We start from the raw sequence: 4,515 nt of genomic DNA, 5'->3' as shown, positions 1-4,515 counted from the left end.
CGGCAGCACGTTGTACTTCTCGGCCTCTTCCATGAAAGTGGCTTCCATCGCCGCCACACGCTCAGGGTACTGATCCGCCAGGTTATTCACCAAGCTGAAGTCTTCCTTCGTGTTGTAGAGCTCCCAAACGTCATCCTCGAGGACGGTAGGAAACATGAAGGCCCTTTTTGCCCAAGCGACGCTCTATTCGTCAAGCCGAATCCTGCCACAAGCAGTCGCTAAATCGCCTTCCCGCCCGTGGCAGAGCCGCTGGGCGGCCTGCTCGAACAGTAAGGAGACGGATAGGAACTTCAAGCCGTTCCGGGAAAGTGGCTTGGCCTTGACTATAAGTAATCGCTTGCTTATACTCGAAGACATGGATCTCGCAGCCTCCGTAACGAAAGCCCTCGCCGAACCTTCATCCAAGAAGGCTCGCCTCCTCGATGCCGCCGAAGAGCTCTTCGCCCGGCGCGGGTTCGACGCCGTCACGGTACGAGAAATCTCCGCCGCCGCCGGGGCCAATGTCGCGACCCTCCACCTTCATTGGAAAGACAAACGGACTCTCTACGAAGCGGTCTGCCACGCCCAGGCCCAGTACTTGGCCGAGCGTATCGAGCGCTTCGTTCTGGAGGCGCCGAATCCCCGCGATGTTGATGCCTGGCTCGACACCGCGATCGACCTAATGGTCGACCGGCCCGCCCTCGCTCCCTTCGCGCTCCAGAGTCTCTCTGGGCAACTTCCAGAGGGCTCCGCGTCACTCCTCGAGCACGACGCCGATTTCTTCCGAGGGCTCGAACGCCTGCTGGTGGCGACCCTCGGGCTGGGTCGACCGCGCGCCGAGAGCAAGCTGGCGATGATGAGCATGATTTATTTTCTGGTCCTCACGTTCAACGATTCGCCCGTGCAGCAGGCCCTGCTCGGCGGCTCGCCGATCGCTTCCGCAGCCACACGCAAGAAGGTGCAGCGCTTCGGCCGCACCTTGATGAGCGCCCTCGTATCGACGCTCGAACCAAAGGAGAAAAGACGATGAGTACACGACTAACCGTCGCGCTGGCCGGGTGTTTGGCCATCGCCTATCTGGCTTTGTGGCCTATAGAAATCCAGCCCGAGTCCTGGGAGCCGCCGCGGAACCCGGGGTTCTCGGGGCCCTTCCAACAAAACGACGCTCTCCGCCCGATGGACCGTCTACTCGACGGCTTCGGCCCCGGCCCCGAGACCATAACCTTCGGCCCGGATGGCTGGGGCTACACGGGGCTGCGAGATGGCCGTATCATTCGCTTCCCACCGGATGGGAGTCGCTTCGAGGAGTTCGCCAACACACACGGCTCACCGGGGGGCATGGAGTTCGATTCGGCCGGGCAGCTCATCGTGGCCGACGCCACGCTCGGGCTCCTGTCCGTCGACACGGACGGACAAATCACCATCCTGGCCAGCGGCCACGCGGGCCGGAAGTTCTTGTTCCTCGACGACCTCGATGTGGGCCAAGACGGCCGCGTCTGGTTCTCAGATTTTTCGACTCGCTACGCCGAGTACAACGACCACCATGAGTTCCTCGAGGGCCAAGCAAGTGGCCAGCTCCTCACCTACGACCCGAGAACCCGGCAGACTCGTGTCGTACTCGACGGGCTTCGGAACCCAAATGGTGTGGCACTCGGGCCAGACGAGGCCTACGTCGTGATCAGCGAGACCATCGGGTACACCGTGAAGAAGTTGTGGCTCAAGGGGCCGCAGGCCGGGGAAGTCGAAGTCATCATCCCCGAGCTACCGGCGATGCCGGACAACATCACCTTCGACGGCGAGTTGTTCTGGATGGCCGCCTTCGTCGAGCGCGACCCCATTCTCGACTGGGTGCATCCCCGCTCGCCCGCGTTCAAGCGATTGCTTGCTCGTCTCCCACTGCGATGGATTCCGTCCCCGGCACGCCATTCCAAGCTCAGTTTCGTCGTGGCCTTCGATGGTCAGGGAACGATTGTCCACAACCTGCAGGATCACGCCGGTCGCTACGGCGGCACCACGAGCGTCGTGCGACACGACGGACAGCTCTACCTTGGCAGCATCAGCGAGAGCGCGGTCGCACGAATCGACCTACCGCCCAGGCCTCGGATGTAGTGCCGGAAGACAGCTTGAATGTCCTATCCCCACCCAGAGTCCGACGTCTCGGTACAGTCATCCCATGTGCCAACCTCAGCGGATAGGAATTTTAAAGGCCCATAGTGCACCCTGGGCCATGTCCGCCTACGGACCCCAGTCTTCTCTCGAGAACCCCCGTGTCCCTCTTTAGCCTCTACCGGACATGGCGAAGGGTGGGGGATAGGAATTTCAAAGGCCCATTCTACACCCTTGACCATGTCCGGTAGGGGATAGGACATACAAGCTGGCTTCCAGCACAACGTCCGAGCATGGGCGTTATGTTAAATCGCTATGGGGAGCCCCGTGACGGGCGTTTAATTTCATTCGCCCTCTTATTTCCAACGTCTCGAAGCAGCGTTTGAGAGCGGAGCGACCAATAAGCTGACTTCGTTGGTTCTGCCGTTTTCATTTTCCCGCCATTGCTCTGTCGTAGATGTATTTCTGCATCGCGTAGTCGTAAGGGTATTCTCGTAGTGCTTTTGATTTAGCAGATGAAGAGCTCATTGCTGTCATATAGTTTTTTGCCGCAAGTTGCTTATCGTAAGCATACTTTTGCATCGCATAATCGTAAGCGTATTCACGCAACGCAATTTTCTTCACCTCTGTGTCAGTAACCGTAGTCATGTAGCGCTTCGCCGCAGTCTGTTTGTCGTAAACATACTTCTGCATCGCATAATCGTAGGGGTATTCACGAAGTGCGATTTTTTTAACGTCAGCATCTTTTACGGTTGTCATGTACCGGTCTGCGGCGACTTGTTTATCATAAACGTACTGTTGCATACGCGCATCATTAGGATATTCGCGCTGTGCAATTTTTTTGCATTCAGCTTCGGAAGCGTCAGCTATTCCGGAAGAGATGGCGAAAGAGAGCAAGATAAGCAGTTGCGTTAGTTTATTCATATTTTTCCTCCCTGTGCACAACGATTAGGATTTTATCCCCCCTGCTTCCCTCAAACCCCTCACTACCGCAGGGACGGTAGGAAACATGAAGGCCCTTTTTGCCCAAGCGACGCTCTATTCGTCAAGCCGAATCCTGCCACAAGCAGTCGCTAAATCGCCTTCCCGCCCGTGGCAGAGCCGCTGGGCGGGCCAGATGAAGGCCCAAACCCGCTGCATCTCGCCAAACCAAGGGAATTCCGACGCAGCCGCACGCACCCCTGCCTGGGGCAGTTAGCCACGGCTCTGCTCAGGCGGAGAAATCTTCGAAGAAATCGCTAGTGTGGCCAGGAGGCGCCCGGGCCGGATCTGGCCGGGGAAGGATCGTGGGCAGACCCAGGTGAGTCAGGATCCGCCGAATAGCCTCGGGACTCTCGATGGTCGCGATCAACCGCAGTCGCGCATCGCAGCGACGACAGGCGAGCACATCCACCGCGAAGGCACGACGCATCAGGTCCGCCCACCGGTAGTGACGCTGCTCCGGCCTCGCCGGCTGCGCTTCGCCCGGCAGCGAGGCCGGAGCTGTGGCGGTCTGTGCGGTCTGCAACGCCCGGGCGACCGCCGCGCTGCGGCCGCGGGCGTGGCCCGCGAAAACGCCGCTGTAAATGATGAGGTTGATCCGCGGTCGCGGTGTCAGAGTCACCAAACGCTCGAGAAACTCGCTGGGCTCGAAGACGATATGGGTCGTGCCGTCGGCCCACGACCTCGGCAGTTTCAGCACGATATTGTCGTCGTCACGCAATGCGAGCCGGCCCTGAGCCACCGGCGGGCGAAGAATGTAGCGCGCCAAGCGCTCGAGACCTTTGCGATTCTGTGCCTTGACGCCGATCGCTGCGTGGAGGTCGAAGCCTTCCACATGAGCATGCCGCCGGCCGCTCGCGGGAAGCCATGCGGCGTCCGGATCACCACCGATGCGGCGCAAACGACTCCCGGCACGCCGACCGGTGGCAACGCGGCCGCGCAGAGCGGCTTCGGCGAAGCCTGACAGACATGCTGCAGCCTTGTCGCCCGGCATCTCGGCGCCATCCTCATCGAACAGACCACGGCGTCGCAGGAGTCGAAGAACACGGCGACGAATGGTGAGCAAAAGCCGCTGGACCTCGTCGTCGGAAGGCGGCGGCAGCCGACGGAAGGCGCCCTCCTCTCCGCCCGCATCTCCTGCCTCCACGAAAACACCGTCGGGCATCAGGGTATGGAAGTGGACGTTTACGTTGAGAGCGGATCCACAGCGCTGGATCGCCGTCACGGCACCGCATTTCGGGTCGAGCAGGCCAAGGTGTTTCGCCCGACGTCGTTGCATCCCCAGCAAAGCCCGATGCAACACCGCCAGCACCGAGCGACAAAGGCGATGATCGAAGATCATCCAGAATCGCAGTCGATGGGGGACCGTCAGTACATATTGACGCATCGGCAATCCCCCCAGGACCCGGTCGACGAGATCGGCCGACCGTTCGTTCATGCGCCGTCCAG

General features: G+C 60.2%; 4 protein-coding genes. 2 read left to right on the top strand and 2 right to left on the bottom strand.

The window, feature by feature from the left end; translation table 11 throughout:
- Window positions 1–154: 154 nt before the first annotated feature.
- Together P8K07_05625 and P8K07_05620 are read left to right on the top strand one after the other, a co-directional pair.
- A complete protein-coding gene (locus P8K07_05625) occupies window positions 155–1,009 on the top strand; it encodes a helix-turn-helix domain containing protein (GenBank protein MDG1958004.1) in 855 nt (284 codons plus the stop codon).
- A complete protein-coding gene (locus P8K07_05620; GenBank protein ID MDG1958003.1) occupies window positions 1,006–2,088 on the top strand; it encodes an SMP-30/gluconolactonase/LRE family protein in 1,083 nt (360 codons plus the stop codon). Before P8K07_05625 ends, P8K07_05620 begins: the two co-directional genes overlap by 4 nt.
- 426 nt (window positions 2,089–2,514) lie before the next feature.
- Here the strand turns inward: P8K07_05620 and P8K07_05615 are convergent, their stop codons facing one another.
- Window positions 2,515–3,009: a hypothetical protein gene (locus P8K07_05615; GenBank protein ID MDG1958002.1), complete on the bottom strand. Its 495-nt coding sequence runs from the start codon at window positions 3,007–3,009 to the stop codon at window positions 2,515–2,517.
- 286 nt (window positions 3,010–3,295) lie between these two features.
- Window positions 3,296–4,515: transposase (locus tag P8K07_05610; protein ID MDG1958001.1), on the bottom strand; the 1,220-nt coding region annotated here is incomplete at its 5' end.

The sequence above is a fragment of the Candidatus Binatia bacterium genome (assembly GCA_029248525.1).
In the GTDB taxonomy this organism is placed as follows: domain Bacteria; phylum Desulfobacterota; class Binatia; order UBA12015; family UBA12015; genus UBA12015.
This window is presented reverse-complemented; position numbering and strand designations above follow the sequence as displayed.